This window comes from Marinifilum fragile (assembly GCF_963677365.1).
Taxonomy (GTDB): domain Bacteria; phylum Bacteroidota; class Bacteroidia; order Bacteroidales; family Marinifilaceae; genus Marinifilum; species Marinifilum fragile.
Genome location: NZ_OY781962.1, coordinates 3810161 through 3827047 on the forward strand (window position 1 = coordinate 3810161; position 16887 = coordinate 3827047).

Sequence of the window (16887 nt, forward strand, 5' to 3'; positions counted from 1 at the left end):
ATACAATAAAAACTATCGAGCATATTGCGAATGCTATATAACCATCGGTTTCGGGTATTCGGAATGATACAAACAGTGCCAAAATCAGACAAAGGATAGTCGCGGATACCAATAAATAATCTTTCATAAAATAAATTCTTCTGAATAGCCTGTAAAAGTTAGGTGTTGCACTTAGTTATAACAATATATGAAATTAAGATTAACAATATTTAACACTTGAATTTTGGTATGGCTTGTAAAATAAATTAACTTAATTCTCGTTTTTAAAAGAATATTATAATAAATCTAACCATTTTATTAACCCAAAAATCATTTAAAAATGAGTGATAAAGAAAATTTTGAAGCCCTAAAACCCAAGTATTTGTTAATTGAACAGGATGATATTAAAGATCCAAATATGCCTGTTAAAATTTTCAATGATGAAGCTGTTTTTCTTTTCGATATAGCAAGTGAAGATAAAGATCAACTTGTTACATCAGGCCTTGACATATCTTTAATAGATGATATACCTAACCGAGTATCAGCTTTGAGATATTCACAATCAATTTGGAATAAAGTTCTTGATAACAAATCGGAAAAAGAGAATCAGTGGAAAGCTATTGCAGCTGAAGGTTTTGAATTGAAAGAGGAAATTATGCATTTTGCTAAATATGCCTATCGTGAAAATGAATCTATTATGAGGGCTCTGAAGCGAATTGAAGAAGGAGCTAGTAATGCCGATATGATACAAGATTTATCTGATTTAGCTGTTATAGGAAAAGATGATCCTACTCCAATGGACGGAGTTGGTTTTAATACCACAAAGCTTGATAGAGCAGAACAAATAGCTACCGAAGGTGGATTGCTACTTGGTGATATCAATGGTGATCGTAGAAATGTGATACATCCTGAGAAAGAAATGCGCGATCGTGCCTATACATACCTAAAACAGGCGATTGATACCATTCGTGATGCGGGTAAATTTGTTTTCTGGAAAAATCAGAAAAGAGCCGAGCAGTATGCCAGTTCTTATATGCGCGAAATGAGAAATCGCAGTGAACAAGAAGAAACACAAAACGCCTGAACCCCTTGCGAGGGTTGATGCCCAAGGCGAGGGGAGCATCAAATTGGCGAGGGAAAGCTCCATTTTCCCGAGGGAACCCTCTCAAATGCGAGGGAGAGCTTTCTTTTTGCGAGGGGATGACCTAAATAAGCGAGGGACATAATATAATAACGAAGAACCCATAGAGCCGTAGCGTGCTACGGCTTTACAAACTGAACATCACAAATTAATTTTTTATTTTTAAGGGGTTACTTTTTGTCATTTTTTGGAATAAAGGGATATACTAACCAAACTACAATATTAAAGAATGAAGACCTCAGACAACCCAGAAGTTAGAAATAGGATTTTAAAATTAGCTAAAAACCATGCAAGCGGCACACCTGAACAATTAGCCTCTAAATTAGGATGTTCGGGACGAACGATTAATCGTATAATCGCAGATATGAGAAATGAAGGAATAAATATTGCTTACTCCAGAACTCTCGAATCTTATATATTAGATTGATTTTATACTCAAAAGAAAGTGATAAAAATAGTTCACCGCCAATTTTGGCGGTGAACTATTTTATATTAGAATCATTTTCGAAAATATACATAAAAAATGTTCAGAATTTTTGCAATTCTTTCAATCTGTCTAAACTTTTTCTCTTAAGATACAGTGATACGTTTTTCATATTTCGGAAATAGAGTCAATATTTTACTCATTTTATTTAAGTCTTGTATTTTTCAAGCGTACTAAATTGTGTAAACTTTATGCATAAATATAGAGTTTGACGGCGGAAACCGAAAAGCCTTAAATAGAGTAGGTATTTAAAATTTCATTATTATGAAAAAGAAAAATTTAAACAAAAAATTGGTTTTAAAAAAAGAAACAATCTCTAATTTAAACATGAGTAAGGTAAAGGGAGGCACTGCCTGGAGTTATAATGTTGGTACTTGTGATAAACCTACTTTTAATTCAAATGTTAATGCTTGCGCAACTGAAGATGCATTGTGTACCAATTCTTGTCAGACGGGTTGTGAAATAGCAGAAGTACCAACTAAAAATGGTGTTTGTTAAATACATATTCGGAAAACGATTAATTACTAAATTAGGAGGTTGTCTCATAGGATTTTACCCCTCTCACTTATACTGCGAGAATATTAATTTTCTAAATCTTGAGATAGCCTCTCTTAAATTAAATCTTTATGGATTGGGGAAAAATACAAAAAATAAATAGAACAGAAATTGAATCAAAACTTTCCCAGATCGAAGAAATATTAATATCGCAAAAAGAAGCATTTGAGAGTGGGCAAGGGCTTATGGGGGGTAAGTTGGGAATTGCCTTGTTTTTTCTATATTATGCTAAGATGACAAATAGGCAAAAGCCATATGATTTTGGAGTGGAATTAATATCTAAAGTATTTGATGATATAAATAATGGTTTTAATTATCATACTCATGCAGGTGGTTTGGCAGGTATTGGTGCAATATTAACTTTACTTACAGAAGCAGATTTGTTAGATGCTGACTTAAACGAGATTTTAAATGGGCTAGATGAATACTTGTATACTTTAATGATATCTGAAATTCGTAATGGCAATTACGATTTCTTACATGGAGCAGTTGGTTTAGGGTTTTACTTCTTAAAAAGAAATACAAAAGATTCAAAAAATTATCTGGCTGAGTTCATACACGAATTGAATACAATTGCTACAAAAGACGAAGAAGGCATTAGATGGTTATCGTTTTTAAAAAACACGAAACAAATCAAAGGATTTAATATTAGCTTATCGCATGGTTTAGCAAGTATTATTGTTTTTTTAAGTAAGGTTTATTCGGCAGGTATTGTTAGGGATAAAACAGGCGAGTTGTTGTCTGGTGCTGTAAAATATTTATTAAATCAACAACAAGATACTAGTGAAAATATTTCCAACTTTCCTTCTTATGTGTGCGAAACAGAACCTTCTTCTTATAGCCGTCTTGCATGGTGTTATGGTGATTTGGGAATTGGAACAGCATTGTATGTAGCAGGATTAAATGCTAATAATGAAGACTGGAAAGAAAAAGGTATAGAAGTTGTTTTACATTCTACAAAAAGAAGAGAAGAAAAAGTTACAGGAGTAGTTGATGCATGTTTGTGTCATGGTACCGCTGGAATTGCCCACATGTATAACAGAATGTACTACTACACAGGTATATATGAGTTTAGTGAAGCTGCAACTTATTGGTTTGAACAAACATTACAAATGGCAAAATTTGAAGATGGCTTGGCAGGATATAAAGTCTGGAAAACACCAGAACGTGGAGGTTTTCAAAATGAATATGGATTTTTAGAGGGAATTGCAGGGATTGGCTTAGCATTTATAAGTGCTATTTCAAATATTGAACCCGAATGGGATGAGTGTCTTTTTTTGTCATAATTGTAGTATTCAATTTGCATTTCAATACTGAAGAATATAACATGAAAAAATTTAGTTATAAGAGTTTTGATAATTTTGTTCTAAGGGTGCCTTTGCTGTCATTAGATTATGTTCAGTCAATTTTCGCAAATAAAAACACTTCTGACGAAGATCTAAAAAAGATCTACGAAAATTCAATAATACAAGAAGCAATTTTCCTTGCATCTCCAAGTTTACATAGTAAGTTGGCAAAATGGCTAAATAATGAACTTTCAAGTGCAAAAGATATTGAGCTATTAAAACAATCGCTTACTAAATATTTATTAAGAATGGGAAGCCGATGCACACCATTTGGGTTATTTGCCGGTTATGGTTTGGGTAAAATTGGTGATATAAATAAAATTGAATTAGACGATGACCAAAAGTATTATGCACATCTGAGATTAGATATGAACTATCTTTGCGCATTGGCTATAGATTTGTCTAAAATTAAAGAGATTAAAGAACAAATCAGATTTTTTCCTAATACAAGCATCTATAAATCGGGAAATAAATTAAGATATGTTGAATATCGTTACAATAATAGTAAAAGGAATCATTTTATAGTAGCTGTTGAAGACTCTGAATATTTACAAAAAGTATTTAATGCTTCAAAAAAAGGTGCTCAAATAAAGGATTTAACAAACATTTTAGTTGATGATGAAATTTCGTTTGATGAAGCTAAATCTTTTATAGAAGAACTTATTGATAGCCAATTGCTAATTAGCGAATTGGAGCCATCAGTTACAGGTGCAGAGTTTCTTGATCAAATAATTGGTATTTTAAAACCTCTTAAAAATATTGAGAATATTATTGATCTACTTCATCAATTTGATAATGATATTGTTAATATTAGAAATAAAGCAATAGGAATATCTGCAAATATTTATAAAAAAATAACTGAGAAACTGTCAACTCTTGAAACGAAGTATGATATAAAATATTTATTTCAAACTGATTTAGTAATTTCTGCGAAGGAAATAAAACTAAATTCCGATATTTCAAACGATGTATTGAAAGCTATTGAATTAATGAACAAATTAACTCCCAGGAGAGTTAAAGAAAATTTATTAAAGTTCAAAGAAGCATTTTACGAAAGATATGAAGAGCGGGAAGTGCCTTTATCGCAAGCATTGGATGTTGAGTCAGGAGTTGGTTATATTCAAAATACAGGCAATGGAGATCTAAATCCATTAGTTGATGATATTGCTTTACCAGTAGGTGTACTACAAAATAGTTATAATATAGAATGGGATCAATTACAGTCTTTTTTACTTAAAAAATATAATCAAACTTTATCGAAAGGATTAAGCGAAATAGAAATTACCGATGAAGATGTTAAAGATTTTAATGCAAATTGGGATGATTTACCCCCAACTTTTAGCGCAATGGTGGAGATTATTTCATCATCTGGGGATGATGGGGATTTAAAAATAAGTTTTAGTTCTGCAGGAGGATCTTCGGCTGCCAATTTATTAGGAAGGTTTTGTCATAGCAGTTCCGATTTATATGACTATGTAACTAAAATTACAGAAACTGAAAAAGATACATTTCAAGATTCTGTTTTAGCAGAGATTGTTCATTTACCGGAGTCAAGAACAGGAAACATATTGCTAAGACCTCAAATAAGAGATTTTGAAATACCTTATTTGGCTAAATCTTCGTTTTCTGAAGATTATCAAATTTCCATAAAAGATATAGTTGTATCAGTTAAAAATGGGAAGAAAGTAGTTTTAAGGTCAAAGTCATTAAACAAAGAAATTATTCCAAGATTAAGTAATGCTCATAATTTTTCTCATAATGCATTACCCGTTTACCAGTTTTTATGTGATTTGCAAACTCAAGATTTAAGAGCTAATGTTGGATTTAATTGGGGAGCATTATCAAATGAGTATAGTTATTTGCCAAGAGTAAATTATAAAAACATTATATTATCCAAGGCAACTTGGAATATTAAAAGAGATGAGTTTAGGAATGTAATAGAAGCTAAGGGTGACGCAAATATTGAAAAAGAAATAAAATTATGGATGAAGAAATATAATTTACCTGATTATGTATTATTAGCAGATGGAGATAACGAATTATTGCTTCAATTAAATAATATGTTGTGCATAAAAACATTAATATCATTGGTGAAAAAGCGACCTAAGTTTCTATTAAAAGAATTTTTGTTTGATCCAAAAGATGCTATAGCGAAAAGGGGGAATGATAGTTTTACCAATCAAGTTGTATTTTCTTTTTTCAAGTCAGTAAATAATTAGCAATTATAATAAGTGCAATATGAAAGAGGTGCAAAAAATATCGAAACGTACTTTTATAATTGGCGATGAGTGGCTTTATTATAAATTATATTGTGGGCCAAAAACTTCTGATGAAGTACTTATTAATGCAATAAAGCCATTGGTTGATGAGCTAATCGAGCATAAAATCATTGATAAATGGTTTTTTATACGATATGCCGATCCTAAAATGCACCTGAGATTAAGGTTTCGTTGCAGTAATCAGAAAAGTATTTTGACTATTATTACTGCTGTTAATACCACATTAAAAACCTATGTTGATGATGATTTAGTATGGAACATTCAAATAGATTCATATAAGAGAGAGATAGAACGATATGGAGAAAATACAATTGAATTGTCGGAAGAATTATTTTTTTACGATAGTAAACTGATCGTTGATACGATTAATTTAATAGAAGGTGATGAAGGAGAAACGGTTCGTTGGTTATTTTCTTTGCGTGCAATTGATAATTTATTAGATGATTTCAAGTTTGATGATCAACAAAAAGTAATATTGTTGCAAAATCTTAAAGATGGTTTTGGAAGAGAATTTGGTATGAATAGGCTTTTAAAATTACAACTTGATAAGAAATTTAGGACTGAGCGGGAATCTATAAATAATGTAATGAATAAAGAATATGATTCTCAAAACAAGATGAAACCATTGTTTGAGTTATTGAAACAAAAATCATCAAGAATAAGTCATATCTCTGATGAGATACTTTTTCTTGCAGAAAAAAACATGTTACAGCGACCACTTAATGATTTAATGGGAAGTTATATTCACATGTTAATGAATCGGTTGTTTAAATCAAAACAACGTTTACATGAAATGGTGATCTATGATTTCTTATACAGATACTACAAATCGGAAATTGCAAAGAAAATGTATGAGCCTAAATTGCAAAAAATTCCTTAAAATCAAATTCACTAAGATAGCCCAGTTTACATGAACTATTAGTGTGAGTATTTTAAACTCGTACTTATTTTCAGAGCAAGATAGATGTAGCATACTAGGTCTCTACCTAATAATCTAAATTTAGCCTTTCCAACATTTTTCCTTATTTTTAGGCTTGGAACTAAATCTAACTCCTACTTACATTGAAAAAACGATTTCCACACTTTCGTCAGTTGGATGCCATGGATTGTGGCCCAACCTGTTTGCGCATGATTGCTAAGCACTATGGCAAGAATTACACTTTACAATCATTACGCGATAAATCGCACATAACACGTGAAGGTGTTTCGATGTTGGGAATTGCCGATGCTGCCGAAAGTATTGGAATGCGCAGTATGGGAGTTCGCATTTCTTACGATCAGTTGGCCAAAGAAGCTCCACTACCTGCAGTTTGCCATTGGGGACAAAACCATTTTGTGGTGGTGCATAAGGTAGAGGAGAAGCGCAACAAAACCATTGTTCATGTTGCCGATCCGGGATCAGGTTTGCTAAAATTTACCAAAGAGGAGTTCATCAAACAATGGGCTAGCACTCAAAGTCAAGGAGAACAGAAAGGTTTGTGCTTGTTGCTGGAACCAACCCCTGATTTTTACAATTCAAATGGCGAGGACGTTTCACAAAAGAAAAGCATAGGTTTTCTGCTAAAATATTTGAAGCCTTATCGCAAATTCATGATTCAGCTGGTATTAGGGATGCTGTTTGGTTCATTGCTACAGCTGATTTTTCCGTTTCTTACCCAATCCATCGTTGACATTGGCATCAATACCCAAAACCTGAGTTTTATTTACCTGGTATTGATTGCCCAGCTGGTATTGTTCGTATCCAGAATGTCGGTAGAGTTTATTCGTTCCTGGATTCTATTGCATATTTCAACTCGAATTAATATTTCTCTGATATCCGATTTCCTGATCAAATTAATGAAGCTGCCAATTGGCTTCTTTGATATTAAAATGATTGGGGATCTGTTGCAAAGAATTCAAGATCATACGCGAATTGAGAACTTCCTTACGTCATCAACATTAAACGTGTTGTTCTCCATGATCAACCTGGTGATTTTTGGTATTGTATTGGCAATTTACGATATGCAAATATTCCTGGTTTTTGCTTTAGGATCAGGCCTATATATTATTTGGGTAAATCTGTTTTTGCGAAAACGTAGAGAATTGGATGGAAAAAGATTCGCTCAAATGTCGAGCAATCAGAATTCGTTGGTGCAGTTAATCACGGGAATGCAGGAAATTAAACTGAACAACTGTGAGAAGCAAAAACGTTGGGAGTGGGAGCAAATTCAGGCAGAATTGTTCAAAGTTCGAACCAAGGGATTGGCTTTAAATCAGTATCAGGTTTCCGGATCGGTATTCTTTAATGAGACCAAAAACATCATTATCACCTTCTTGGCAGCAAAAGCGGTTTTAGATGGTGGAATGACCTTGGGTATGATGCTGGCTGTTCAATACATCATTGGTCAGTTGAATTCTCCGCTTGATAATTTGGTGCAGGTAATCCACTCTTGGCAGGATGCAAAAATATCCTTGGAACGTTTGGGTGAGATTCATGAGATGAAAGAGGAGGAGAATGCCGATGATCAAAAGCTTACAGAGATTCCTGATGAGAAAACCATTGATATCGAAAATGTTTGTTTTCAGTATGAAGGACCTCATTCTGAAATGGTTTTGAATGGTGTAAACCTAAAGGTGGAAGAGGGCAAAACTACTGCAATTGTAGGAGCATCGGGTAGTGGAAAAACTACTTTAATTAAGCTGATGTTGGGATTTTATCCAACTACAAAAGGAAGAATTTCGTTGGGTGGAACCACGATAGAAAATTACAGCTCTGCCATGTGGCGCCAAAACTGTGGTGTGGTGATGCAAGATGGTTTTATTTTCTCGGATACCATTGCCAAGAACATTGCAGTTGGGGTTGAGCATATCGATAAAAAGAGATTGTTGTATGCGGTTCAGGTAGCTTGTATCGATCAGTTTATTGAAAATTTGCCATTGCGTTACAATACCAATATTGGAGCCAATGGTCATGGTTTAAGTCAGGGACAAAAGCAAAGAATATTGATTGCGAGAGCGGTATACAAAAACCCTGAGTTCCTATTCTTCGATGAAGCTACCAATGCTTTGGATGCAAACAATGAATTGGCCATTATGGAAAACCTTGATGAATTTAATAAAGGCAGAACGGTTGTGGTAGTGGCACATCGATTAAGTACAGTAAGAAATGCTGATAAAATCATAGTATTGGAGAAAGGCGAAATTGTAGAGCAAGGAACTCACGAGGAGCTTACTTCTCTTGAAGGGAAATATTATCAGTTGGTTAAAAATCAGTTAGAGCTCGGTAATTAGACGCTGATTTGATAAGATTGATATGATTTCTTATGATTGGGTCAGTGCTGTAAAAAAGATATAAAAGTATTTTTTATGTGAATTGTTCAATTTTGAGCGAACTTGTAGTTTTGAGAAAGACTTCTGCAACTAACTGAAAAAATCATAAATTATCATACAGAAACATAAAAATCTGCGTCTAAAATAATTTTGAAATATGAGCGATAATTATAAACATTCAGAGATAACTGAAAAGATAATTGAGGCTTTTTATGCAGTTTATAATGCGCTTGGAATTGGATTTTGTGAGAAAGTATATGAAAATGCATTGCTAATTGAATTGGATAAACGCTTACTTGAATTTGAGAAGCAAAAGAATATTAAGGTATACTACGATGGGAAAATAATTGGGGATTTTTATGCAGATATCATTGTTGATAATTGTGTAATTATCGAACTAAAAGCTATTGAATCTTTAAGGTTCGAACATGAAGTTCAATTGGTAAATTATTTGCGTGCTACAGATATTGAAGTTGGTTTGTTATTAAACTTTGGTGCTAAGCCACAATTCAAAAGAAAAGTCTTTAGCAATTCAAAAAAGAAATCATAAATAATCATTCTAACAAATAAAACACTGAGTCTAAAAAGAATCAAAAACATGGAAAAGGATCCCAATATAGAATTAAGATCAGACGAAGTAAAAGAGATACTTGGAAGAGTTCCAAACTGGATTATTAGAAGTGGAACTACTTTGTTTTTTCTGGTAATTGCTACAGTGGTTATTGGTAGTTATTTTTTCCGATATCCGGATATTATTGGATCAAGGTTGGTTTTAACAACATTGAACCCTCCTGCTGAATTGGTAGCCCGATCAAGTGGTAAAATACAGCAACTGTATGTGAAAGATAATGAAGAAGTGAAGGAGGGAAGTCTTTTAGCTATTATTGAGAATGCAGCTTTTAATGAGGATATTTTTGAACTAAAAGAAAAGCTGGAAACTTTTCAAGGACATTTAACAGGAGCCGAAAATGTGAATGCTAACATTGTAGAGGGTACATTTCGACTTGGTGAGGTGCAATCCTATTACAATACCTTTTTAAAGTCTTGTGTGGATTATCAACGTTTTTTCGAGTTAGAGTATTATGACAGAAAAATAGACTCTTACAAGAAGCAGATCAGCAAATACAATATGTTTTACGATCGCCAATATCAGCAAAAGAAAATATTGGAAAGTGAATTAGAGATATCTAAGAAACAATACGAGAGGGATTCTTCATTATTTCAAAGAGGCGTAATAGCCCATCAAAACTTCCAGAATTCAAAGAAAAAGTATCTTGAGAGTTCCTATTCTTTTCATGGTGCCAGATCTGCATTGGCTTCAACCCAAATAAATATTTCCAATGTAGAACAACAAATTATCGATCTTGAATTAAAAAAGGAGAGAGAAAGAAAAGATCTTCAAAATTTAATGATTCACTCTTTCGATCAGTTAAAAGCACAAATTGATATTTGGGAGCAAAAATACCTGATTAAAACTCCAATAGATGGTAAGGTTACTTTCAATAAGTTTTATAGCTCAAATCAGAATGTTAAATCTGGTGAAAGGGTATTTACTGTACTTCCTAATGATTCAACAAAAATAGTTGCAAGAGTTGAATTAGGGATGCGCGATGCAGGTAAAGTAAAAGTTGGGCAAAGAGTGAATATAAAACTCGATAATTATCCTTATCTTGAATACGGGATGCTTGAAGGGACGATACAATCTATCTCAAAGGTGCCAGAGAATCAAAAATATACTCTGGATGTTAACTTGTCAAATGGTTTAGTTACGAATATCGGAACCGAATTAAAGTTTGCTCAAGATAGCGAAGGTACAGCAGAGATTATTACAGAAAACCTAAGATTGCTGCAACGTATTTTTAATCCAATACGCGCATTGTTAAAAGAACGATTGTAAGTTCCACTCCCGAGAATTTAAATCGGTGATATGAAAGAACTTGTAGTTGGAATTGATATTGGTGGAACTCATACAGTTTTCGGTTTAGTGGATAAACTTGGAAATTGTTTGGCTCAAAACCGATTGTACACCAAGGATTTTGATTCATTTTCCGATTTTGTTTCCACCTTATCAAGAAGAATTAAATCTCTGGAAATACCAAATCAAAGAAACTATAAAGTAATAGGTATTGGCGTAGGTGCACCCAATGCTGACTATAAGAATCAGACTATAGAAAATGCTTCAAATCTTTCTTGGGAAGGGATTTTGCCATTAGGAAACTTGCTAAGGCATAATTTTGATTTGCCGATAAAGGTTACGAATGATGCAAATGCATCAGCAATGGCAGAGATGATTTACGGCGGTGCGGTTGGTATGAAGAACTTTATGGTGTTGACTTTAGGAACTGGTTTGGGGAGTGGAATTGTTGTTAATAATGAGATTGTATATGGCCATTCTGGATTTGCAGGTGAATTGGGGCATATAATAGCACGCCCTGATGGAAGGCAATGCGGTTGTGGCAGATATGGCTGTCTGGAGACTTATGTTTCGGCTACAGGGATAAAAAGAACTGTTAGTAAGCTATTGGCAAAATATTCTTTTAAAAGTGAGTTAAGAGAGATTCCATTTAGCCGCATGAGTGCAAAAAAGCTTGCTGATGCTGCTTATCGGGGTGATGAAATTGCTATCGAGTCATTCGAATATACTGGAAAAATACTAGGAATTGCATTGGCCAATGTGGTTGCGATTAACAATCCTGAGGCAATCTTTTTGGCAGGAGGGCTTTCTAAAGCCGGGGATTTGTTGTTAAAGCCTACCCAATATTATATGGAAGAGAATCTACTATCGGTTTATAAAGGTAAAACCATTTTAAAAATAAGCTCAGTAAAAGGAAATTCTGGAATATTAGGATCTGCAGCTATGATATGGAATCTTGTTTAATTATTTGTAGCTTTGGAATTTACTAAAATAAGCGTTACAGTAATAGATGAGTCTAAGATTTGTTAGCATTATTCTCTTTTTATTCATAAGCAAAGCTTATGCTCAACGAACGGTAGAACCATTTCCTACCCATAATCAAAGTCCATTAATTCACTTTTTTGGCTTGCCCAACCATTATGGAGGAGAAATATTGTCTAAAAATGACTTTGTATTTTGTAATTACTTGGGCATTGCAAATAATGCAACATCTTCTCAACTTCTTACTGAGGCCATATACCTGGATGGTGAAATGTATCGTAATGATATAATTTTCAGATATGGATTATTAGAAAACCTTCAGATAGAAATGTGTATTCCTCTTGTCAGACATTCAACGGGTGTAATGGACCCAATTATAAGCGGCTGGCATGAAACTTTTGGTTTACCTGGTAAATCCAGAGAAATTATGTCTAATTTTAATCTTACCTATTTGTATCGCGAAAACGAAGAAACTCAAATTTTAATGAACGAGAGTAAATTGAAATTTGGTGATCTTTCGTTAAAGTTGGATATGCCTTTAATAAAAAATAAAAAGCATATGATATCCGTTGGTACTTTTTTAAAGTTCGCAACGGGAAATAAAAGACAATTAATTGGTAGCGGTACTAATGATTTGGGTGCACATGTATCAGGCAGAATTTTACCTGTGGTTAAAGAAAATGCATTTACCTATTTTTACTCTGCGGGATATATGCATATTGGTTCTGGTGCAATTCTGTCAAATGTTTTAACCAAGAATATTGTGTTTGGAAGTTTGGGGAGCGCTGTTAGTTTGGGTAAGGCTTGGGTTCCTAAATTACAGTTTGATTTTCATTCGGGTTTTTATAAAAAATCTGCCACCAGGCAGTTGGGTAGAGAATCTATTCAATTGGTATTGGGAACCGATTATTTTATTTCGGATAATTTGAATTTATCATTCTCTTTTTCAGAGGATTTAATTGTAAATACAGCACCAGATTTTGTTTTGCATTTTGGTGTTTCATATAAACTTTAACCTATTACGATTATGAGTATTATTGGAAATATTATTTGGATTATTTTTGGCGGCCTTTTTATATTTTTTGAATATTTAATTGCTGGTCTTTTAATGTGCTTTACTATTGTGGGAATTCCTTTTGGTATCAAAATCATGCAGTTATCCATTTTGGGATTGGCACCTTTTGGTCAGAAAGTTGAATACAACGATCATGCAGGAGGATGTCTGAGTATTATTTTGAATGTGATTTGGATTTTTATCGGTGGTTTGTGGATTGCTTTAACGCATCTGGTATTTGCTTTGATCTTTGCAATAACCATTATCGGAATTCCTTTCGCTGCTCAGCATATTAAGCTGGCTGGTTTTGCACTAACACCATTCGGTAAAAGTATTCGATAGTATTTAAGAATACATGCTCTAAAAAAAGAAATATCCCGGCCGGAGAGGCACGGGATAATCACAAAATACTTAAACAACAAACACTAACATAAACGTTCCTTAACGCGTATGAAGAGCAAATGTGAGAAAAATATTTCGGAAATAAAAATGATTTGATGCTTATAATGTCAAAAATATCAAATACTTACACCGAAAACGTTTGAATACACCTTATTTATTTTCAATTTAGATACCGTAAAGTCTTTTATTTGTTAAAAAATTGAAATTGCTCCACGTGGAACATTCTTTAGGTCTTTTCTGATTCATTTACAGTTGGTTTACAATAATGCTGTAAATGATATTTTCTAATATCTTTGCATTTTTAATCAAAATATTGCACAAAATTGAATCCTCTTAAGAAACTTGCTGGAGAAACTGCTATCTATGGAGTAAGCTCTATTGTTGGTCGATTTTTAAATTGGCTATTAGTACCTCTGTATACCTATATTTTTGCTCCGGATGAATATGGTATAGTTGCCAATCTGATGTCGTATGTAGCCTTATTTTTGGTGTTACTCACCTATGGGATGGAAACGGGATATTTTCGTTTTGCAAATAAGGAAGGCAAAGCAGATATTACATTTACAACTGGTTTTTTAAGTTTAAGTGTATCCACACTGGTTTTTTGGCTATTGATTTTTATTTTTTTGAATCCCATGGCCGATTATTTAAAAATCTCGGATCACAAGGAGTATATATTATTGTTGGCCACAACATTGGGTTTAGATGCCATAACAGCTTTGCCATTTGCAAAACTTCGACTACAGAATAGAGCTTTTCGTTATGCAGGGCTGAAGCTCATTAATATATTTACCAATTTGGGTATCAATTTGTTCTTCCTGGTTCTATGTCCGTGGATACATGAAAACTTTCAGAATATTCCTATTGAATCAATTTGGAATCCTAATATTGGTGTTGGCTATATATTCATTGCTTTTTGTGTAGCATCCGTTATTAATTTCCTTTTGTTGCTGCCAGATCTTAAATCCTTAAAGTTTAAAATGGATTCTGGATTGCTTAAGGAGATTCTATCTTATTCCTGGCCAATATTAGTTGTAAGTGTTTGTGGGCAGATCAATTTGAATTTGGATAAAATGTTGATGCCTAATTTAATTCCAGAATCTATGGATCCGATGTATCAAACCGGAATTTATGGTGCGAATTACAAGTTGGCAGTTATTATGACCTTGTTTATTCAAGCATTCAGATATGCATTTGAACCTTTCTTTTTTGCACAATCAAAACAAGAAAACTCACAGCAGGTTTATGCAGATGTTCTTAAATACTTTACAGTTTTTTGTCTATTAATTTTCTTGGGCGTAATGTTCTACATTGACATCGTAAAACTGTTGATTAAATCCAATTATCATGAGGGATTAAGTATTGTTCCATATGTACTTCTCGGAAATTTGTTCTTCGGTGTTTTCTTTTCATTATCGCTGTGGTATAAGTTAAGCGATAAAACAAGGTACGGAGCCATTATGGCGATACTAGGATCGGTAATTACGATTGTCTTAAATATTGTTCTTGTTCCTAAAATAGGATATCAGGGTGCAGCCTATGCAGTATTCCTTTGTTTCGGTATCATGATGGTAGTTTCGTATTTACTGGGACAAAAACATTACCCAGTTCCATACGATATTAAGAGAATACTTTTCTATTTCATTTTCGCTATGATTCTTTTTGCAGTTGCTTCTCAAATACAAATTGATAATCAATGGATTAAAATGCTTGCAAAGACTCCACTATTATTGGCTTTTATTGGCATTGTAATTCATAAAGAAAAATTATGGGGAGTGCTAAAAAGACGCTCAAATTAAATAGGAATCAGACTTTCTTAATCAAGAATTTATCTTTCATAAGAGAGATGAATAATGTATCTTAGCGAATCGATAAAGTAAAGTGTAAAAACTTCAAAATAATAGCACATGAAAGTAAAAATCGTTAATAAATCGAAGCACGATTTACCTAAATACAGCACTGAATTATCAGCAGGAATGGATTTAAGAGCAAATTTGAATGAACCAGTTTTTCTTAAATCATTAGAAAGAAAATTAATTCCTACCGGTTTGTTTATTGAGTTACCAGCAGGATACGAAGCTCAAATTCGTCCAAGAAGTGGTATGGCATTAAAAGAAGGCATTTCAGTTTTGAATACACCAGGAACCATTGATGCTGATTACCGTGGTGAGATTGGTGTGATCTTGGTGAACCTATCCAATCAGGTTGTGGAAATTAAAGATGGAGACAGAATCTGTCAAATGGTAATTGCATCACACGAAACGGTGCAATGGGAACCAGTGGAAGATTTAGAAGTATCAGAACGTGGTGCTGGTGGATTTGGTCACACAGGAAAAGCTTAATCGTTAAAAAATATTAATTCGGATTGATTCTTAAGCCTAAATCTTAAATTTGATCCGAATTTTAGTTAATTTAAACATTACTACTACAAAGCAATGAAAATTATTGTACCTATGGCAGGAATGGGGAAGCGTATGCGTCCTCACACATTAACAGTGCCAAAACCATTAATTCCTATTGCAGGAAAACCTATTGTTCAACGATTAGTTGAAGAGATTGCAAAAGTTTCGAATGAGAGCATCGAAGAAATTGCTTTCATAATTGGAGATTTTGGCAAGGAAGTTGAGAATCAGTTATGCGCGATAGCTGAAAATATTGGAGCAAAGTCGAGCATTTATTACCAAAATGAAGCTTTGGGAACTGCACATGCAATTCATTGTGCTGCAGAATCACTATCGGGAAAAGTTGTTGTTGCTTTTGCTGACACATTATTCAAAGCTGATTTTGTACTTGATGCTGAGGCTGACAGTGTGATTTGGGTACAGAAAGTTGAAGATCCATCAGCATTTGGAGTAGTAAAACTTGATGCAGAAAATAGAATTACCGATTTTGTTGAAAAACCTCAGGAGTTTGTTTCTGATTTGGCAATTATCGGAATTTATTACTTTAAAGATGGTGAAAACCTAAGAAATGAATTACAGTACTTGTTGGATAACAAGGTCGTTGTGAATGGTGAATACCAGTTAACCGATGCGTTGGAAAACATGAAGAATAAAGGCTTGGTATTTAAGCCGGGTCAGGTTATTGAGTGGATGGATTGTGGTAATAAGGATGCTACAGTTCATACAAATCAAAGAATTTTGGAATATCATAAGGATGATGAATTGGTATGTGGTTCATCGATTATTGAGAACTCAATTGTTATTCCTCCATGTTACATTGGAGAAAATGTGAAAATAAAGAACTCTATTGTTGGACCACACGTATCTGTGGGAGCAGGAACAGTAGTAAGTAATACATTGGTTCGCAATACAATTGTTCAACGCAATTCGAACCTGGAACATTTAAATCTTGAAAATTCTATGATTGGAAATCATGTAGATATTCAAGGTGATGTTGCAGAGTTAAATGTTGGCGATTTTGCGAGCTTCACAAAATAGAT

15 protein-coding genes are annotated in these 16887 nt (G+C 33.5%); all 15 read left to right on the forward strand.

Annotated elements, in window-relative coordinates; translation table 11 throughout:
* Window positions 1-319 precede the first annotated feature (319 nt).
* Entirely contained in the window at window positions 320-1063 is a 744-nt protein-coding gene (locus tag ACKPCA_RS15245) for a hypothetical protein (protein ID WP_321279873.1), read from the forward strand.
* Between the two features lie 286 nt (window positions 1064-1349).
* Window positions 1350-1547 (forward strand): HTH domain-containing protein, encoded by a 198-nt coding sequence (locus ACKPCA_RS15250; protein WP_407660167.1) that lies wholly within the window; start codon window positions 1350-1352, stop codon window positions 1545-1547.
* A 321-nt stretch (window positions 1548-1868) separates the two neighbouring features.
* Entirely contained in the window at window positions 1869-2102 is a 234-nt protein-coding gene (locus ACKPCA_RS15255; protein ID WP_321279874.1) for a class I lanthipeptide, read from the forward strand.
* A 128-nt stretch (window positions 2103-2230) separates the two neighbouring features.
* Window positions 2231-3445, forward strand: coding sequence for a lanthionine synthetase C family protein (locus ACKPCA_RS15260; protein WP_321279875.1), 1215 nt, complete (start codon window positions 2231-2233; stop codon window positions 3443-3445).
* A 41-nt stretch (window positions 3446-3486) separates the two neighbouring features.
* Window positions 3487-5724, forward strand: a complete 2238-nt coding sequence (locus tag ACKPCA_RS15265) for a lantibiotic dehydratase family protein (RefSeq protein ID WP_321279876.1) — start codon at window positions 3487-3489, stop codon at window positions 5722-5724.
* A 19-nt stretch (window positions 5725-5743) separates the two neighbouring features.
* Window positions 5744-6664, forward strand: a complete 921-nt coding sequence (locus tag ACKPCA_RS15270; protein WP_321279877.1) for a thiopeptide-type bacteriocin biosynthesis protein — start codon at window positions 5744-5746, stop codon at window positions 6662-6664.
* Between the two features lie 182 nt (window positions 6665-6846).
* Complete coding sequence (locus ACKPCA_RS15275) at window positions 6847-9054, forward strand: peptidase domain-containing ABC transporter (RefSeq protein WP_321279878.1); 2208 nt, start codon at window positions 6847-6849, stop codon at window positions 9052-9054.
* Window positions 9055-9250: 196 nt separating this feature from the next.
* Window positions 9251-9643 carry a GxxExxY protein gene (locus tag ACKPCA_RS15280; protein ID WP_321279879.1) on the forward strand — a complete coding sequence of 131 codons (393 nt, stop codon included), beginning with the start codon at window positions 9251-9253 and terminating at the stop codon, window positions 9641-9643.
* 48 nt (window positions 9644-9691) lie between these two features.
* On the forward strand, window positions 9692-10990 hold the full coding sequence (locus ACKPCA_RS15285) for an HlyD family secretion protein (protein ID WP_321279880.1): 1299 nt from the start codon (window positions 9692-9694) through the stop codon (window positions 10988-10990).
* Between the two features lie 30 nt (window positions 10991-11020).
* Complete coding sequence (locus ACKPCA_RS15290) at window positions 11021-11971, forward strand: ROK family protein (protein ID WP_321279881.1); 951 nt, start codon at window positions 11021-11023, stop codon at window positions 11969-11971.
* Window positions 11972-12017: 46 nt separating this feature from the next.
* Window positions 12018-13004 (forward strand): DUF3187 family protein, encoded by a 987-nt coding sequence (locus ACKPCA_RS15295; RefSeq protein WP_321279882.1) that lies wholly within the window; start codon window positions 12018-12020, stop codon window positions 13002-13004.
* Between the two features lie 12 nt (window positions 13005-13016).
* Window positions 13017-13385 (forward strand): YccF domain-containing protein, encoded by a 369-nt coding sequence (locus ACKPCA_RS15300; protein WP_321279883.1) that lies wholly within the window; start codon window positions 13017-13019, stop codon window positions 13383-13385.
* 383 nt (window positions 13386-13768) lie between these two features.
* Window positions 13769-15244, forward strand: a complete 1476-nt coding sequence (locus ACKPCA_RS15305; RefSeq protein WP_321279884.1) for an oligosaccharide flippase family protein — start codon at window positions 13769-13771, stop codon at window positions 15242-15244.
* Between the two features lie 108 nt (window positions 15245-15352).
* Entirely contained in the window at window positions 15353-15787 is a 435-nt protein-coding gene (gene dut, locus ACKPCA_RS15310) for a dUTP diphosphatase (RefSeq protein ID WP_321279885.1), read from the forward strand.
* Window positions 15788-15880: 93 nt separating this feature from the next.
* On the forward strand, window positions 15881-16885 hold the full coding sequence (locus ACKPCA_RS15315; RefSeq protein WP_321279886.1) for a sugar phosphate nucleotidyltransferase: 1005 nt from the start codon (window positions 15881-15883) through the stop codon (window positions 16883-16885).
* The last annotated feature ends 2 nt before the right edge of the window (window positions 16886-16887 follow it).

What these genes read in the sequence shown, in the direction of transcription:
- ACKPCA_RS15290 (WP_321279881.1), top strand. Translation starts at nt 11,021, where the DNA reads ATGAAAGAACTTGTAGTTGGAATTGATATTGGTGGAACTCATACAGTT.
- ACKPCA_RS15250 (WP_407660167.1), top strand. Translation starts at nt 1,350, where the DNA reads ATGAAGACCTCAGACAACCCAGAAGTTAGAAATAGGATTTTAAAATTA.
- ACKPCA_RS15300 (WP_321279883.1), top strand. Translation starts at nt 13,017, where the DNA reads ATGAGTATTATTGGAAATATTATTTGGATTATTTTTGGCGGCCTTTTT.
- ACKPCA_RS15255 (WP_321279874.1), top strand. Translation starts at nt 1,869, where the DNA reads ATGAAAAAGAAAAATTTAAACAAAAAATTGGTTTTAAAAAAAGAAACA.
- ACKPCA_RS15245 (WP_321279873.1), top strand. Translation starts at nt 320, where the DNA reads ATGAGTGATAAAGAAAATTTTGAAGCCCTAAAACCCAAGTATTTGTTA.
- ACKPCA_RS15280 (WP_321279879.1), top strand. Translation starts at nt 9,251, where the DNA reads ATGAGCGATAATTATAAACATTCAGAGATAACTGAAAAGATAATTGAG.
- ACKPCA_RS15295 (WP_321279882.1), top strand. Translation starts at nt 12,018, where the DNA reads ATGAGTCTAAGATTTGTTAGCATTATTCTCTTTTTATTCATAAGCAAA.
- ACKPCA_RS15270 (WP_321279877.1), top strand. Translation starts at nt 5,744, where the DNA reads ATGAAAGAGGTGCAAAAAATATCGAAACGTACTTTTATAATTGGCGAT.
- ACKPCA_RS15260 (WP_321279875.1), top strand. Translation starts at nt 2,231, where the DNA reads ATGGATTGGGGAAAAATACAAAAAATAAATAGAACAGAAATTGAATCA.
- ACKPCA_RS15265 (WP_321279876.1), top strand. Translation starts at nt 3,487, where the DNA reads ATGAAAAAATTTAGTTATAAGAGTTTTGATAATTTTGTTCTAAGGGTG.
- ACKPCA_RS15315 (WP_321279886.1), top strand. Translation starts at nt 15,881, where the DNA reads ATGAAAATTATTGTACCTATGGCAGGAATGGGGAAGCGTATGCGTCCT.
- ACKPCA_RS15285 (WP_321279880.1), top strand. Translation starts at nt 9,692, where the DNA reads ATGGAAAAGGATCCCAATATAGAATTAAGATCAGACGAAGTAAAAGAG.
- dut (WP_321279885.1), top strand. Translation starts at nt 15,353, where the DNA reads ATGAAAGTAAAAATCGTTAATAAATCGAAGCACGATTTACCTAAATAC.